This is a genomic window from Bradyrhizobium sp., assembly GCF_016462955.1.
Classification (GTDB): Bacteria; Pseudomonadota; Alphaproteobacteria; order Rhizobiales; family Xanthobacteraceae; genus Bradyrhizobium.
The window spans coordinates 1-2,943 of sequence record NZ_JAEMSD010000517.1 but is presented as its reverse complement, the minus strand read 5'-3'; the positions used below and the strand labels follow the sequence as shown (position 1 = coordinate 2,943).

General features: G+C 65.6%; 3 protein-coding genes. 1 reads left to right on the top strand and 2 read right to left on the bottom strand.

Annotated features, from left to right (window positions below; translation table 11 throughout):
* The coding region (locus JHD07_RS33245; RefSeq protein WP_291629835.1) for an aspartate aminotransferase family protein at positions 1-1,160 on the bottom strand (1,160 nt) is incomplete at its 3' end.
* Between the two features lie 459 nt (positions 1,161-1,619).
* On the opposite strand from JHD07_RS33245, the gene JHD07_RS33240 reads away from it, so the two are divergent.
* Entirely contained in the window at positions 1,620-2,132 is a 513-nt protein-coding gene (locus tag JHD07_RS33240; protein ID WP_291629833.1) for a GcrA family cell cycle regulator, read from the top strand.
* Between the two features lie 239 nt (positions 2,133-2,371).
* Here the strand turns inward: JHD07_RS33240 and phoB are convergent.
* A partial coding sequence (phoB, locus tag JHD07_RS33235) for a phosphate regulon transcriptional regulator PhoB (RefSeq protein WP_291629831.1) occupies positions 2,372-2,943 on the bottom strand: 572 nt, incomplete at its 5' end.

Sequence of the window (2,943 nt, the reverse complement as noted above, 5' to 3'; positions counted from 1 at the left end):
CGTTCGAGCCTGATGACGCTGTCCTCGATCTCGGCTTCAGTGACGATCAAAGGCGGCAGGAAGCGCACGACATTGTCGCCGGCACCGACGGTGAGCAGTTTTTCGGCGCGCAACGCCGCAACCAGATCGGCGGAGGGCACCACCGCCTTGATGCCGACCAAGAGCCCCTCGCCGCGCACCTCGCTGACGACGTCGGGGTGGCGATCGATCACGGAAGCGAGCTTCTGTTTCAGCAGCAATGACATCTTCTGCACGTGGTCGAAGAAGCCGGGCTTGAGCATGACGTCGAGCACGGCATTGGCGGCCGAGATCGCGAGCGGATTGCCGCCGAAGGTCGAGCCGTGCGAGCCGGGCCCCATGCCGGCCGCCGCCTCCGCGGTCGCCAGCACCGCGCCGATCGGGAAGCCGCCGCCGAGCGCCTTGGCCAGCGACATCACGTCGGGTGTGACGCCGGTACGCTTGTAAGCGAAGAGATCGCCGGTGCGGCCCATGCCGGTCTGCACCTCATCGAAGGCGAGCAAGAGGCCGCGCTCGTCACAGAGCTCGCGCAACGCCTTCAGGAAGCCGGCAGGCGCAGAACGGACGCCGCCCTCGCCCTGGATCGGTTCGATGAGAATGCCGGCGGTGTGCGGGCCAATCGCCTTCTTCACGGCCTCCAGATCGCCATGCGGCACCTGATCGAAGCCGTCCATGGGCGGGCCGAAGCCCTCGAGATATTTTGCCGATCCGGTCGCAGCGAGCGTCGCCAGCGTGCGGCCGTGGAAGGCGCCCTCGAAAGTGATGAGGCGATAGCGCTCCGGATGACCCTTGGAGAAGTGATGGTGGCGCACCAGCTTGATCACGCCTTCAAGAGCCTCGGCGCCGGAATTGCAGAAGAACACGAAGTCTGCAAAGCTCTCGTTGCAAAGGCGCGCCGCGAGCTTCTCGCCGTCCGGGCTCTGGAACAGGTTCGACATGTGCCAGAGCTTCGTCGCCTGCTCCTGCACGGCCTTGACCAGCTCCGGATGAACATGGCCGAGCGCATTCACCGCCACGCCTGAGGTGAAATCGAGATAGCGGTCCCCGTTGGTGGCGATCAGCCAGCAGCCTTCGCCACGCTCGAAACCGAGGTCGGCCCTGGCGAAGACGGGGAGCAAATGCGGCGCTGCGCTGTTAGTCATGACGGCCACTTGAATGTTGCGGACGGTATGACGCGCGCATTGCGCAACGCACCACTGACCGGCCCCGGAAAACGAAACGTGCCGCCTTTTAAGGGCGGCACGTGGCACTATCTTATGCTTGGCAAGACGGGTGTCAATGCCACCCGGAAAGCCTCGCGAAACGCTGAATCCGTAGTCTTGCGGTGCCGATTTTGCGGGGTTTTCACCACGGAACATGTGGAAGCGAGTCGGCGGACTCTTGCGCGAGAGTCACGCCATATTGTAGCGTTTGGACTGTCAGATACGACATCTCGTGCAGCAGTTCTGATCCCAAGAGTCCTCATGTACCGGCGTAACGTTCGGGCGTCTTGAGCGCGCCCGGCGAGCCTTAAGGGATTCTGGCGGCACGGGTTTTTCACGGCTTAGGCATTCGCTGCGAAGGCCCCAGGATGGCAGGCGCGCAGCGAGGGAAAGGGTGCAATGACGGTTTTGACCTGGTCCGATGATCGCGTCGAGCAGCTGAAAAAGCTTTGGGAGGCCGGACTTTCGGCCAGCCAGATCGCGGCGGAGCTCGGCAATGTGACCCGCAACGCCGTGATCGGCAAGGTGCACCGGCTCGGCCTGTCCGGTCGCGCCAAGAGCCCGTCATCGGCAGCGCCGCGGCCGCGGAAGGCGCGGCCCGCGCAGCACATGATGCGGGTGACGCGGCCCGTCGCGCGCGGCAACACCGCGCTGGCGCAGGCCTTCGAGGTCGAGGTGGAGGCAGAGCCTGTCACCTACGACAACGTGGTGCCGATGAGCCAGCGGCTGTCGCTGCTGGAATTGAACGAGGCGACCTGCCACTGGCCGGTCGGCGATCCCTCGAGCCCGGATTTCTTCTTCTGCGGCGGCAAGGCGCTCTCCGGCCTGCCCTATTGCGCCCAGCATTCGCGCGTGGCCTATCAGCCCGCAGCGGACCGGCGCCGCGCAGCACCAAAGCCGGGCACGCGGTGAGTTCGTTAATCTACCTGATGGCAGTCGTGAAGCGATCACGGCTCCAGTAACTCGGTGTCATCCCCGCGAAGGCGGGGATCCATAGCCTAACCACAGGGCGCAGTCGTTGCGCGGGATGGTCACTCCCTAGCCTTCGCCAAACCACGTCCTGTCGCTATGGATCCCGGGCTCGCGCTGCGCGCGCCCCGGGATGGCGGCCGAGATTGAAGCCGCAGCTCGCTAATCCGAGATCAAGAAACTCAGGTCTGCTCCGCCTTCGCGAAGCGATCGTCCAGCGCATAGCCGGCGCCGCGGACGGTGCGGATCGGGTCCTGCTCGCGGCCTAGGTTGAGTAGCTTGCGCAGGCGGCCGATATGGACGTCGACGGTGCGCTCGTCGATGTAGATGTCGCGTCCCCAAACGCTGTCGAGCAGCTGCTCGCGCGAGAACACGCGGCCGGGATGCTCCAGGAAGAACTCCAGGAGGCGATATTCGGTCGGGCCGAGGTCGATCGGCCGGCCCGAGCGCGCCACGCGGCGCTTGTCGCGGTCGAGCTCGATGTCGCCATAGGCCAGCACGGTGGCGAGCCGCTCGGGGCTGGCGCGCCTGAGCAGGCCCTTCACGCGGGCGAGGAGCTCCGGCACCGAGAACGGCTTGACGATGTAATCGTCGGCGCCGGTCGCAAGTCCCCGCACCCGCTCGCTCTCCTCGCCACGCGCGGTGAGCATGATGATCGGCAGCTGCTTGGTCTCCGGGCGGGTGCGCAGGCGCCGGCACAGCTCGATGCCCGAGAGACCCGGCAGCATCCAATCGAGCACGATCAGGTCGGGAA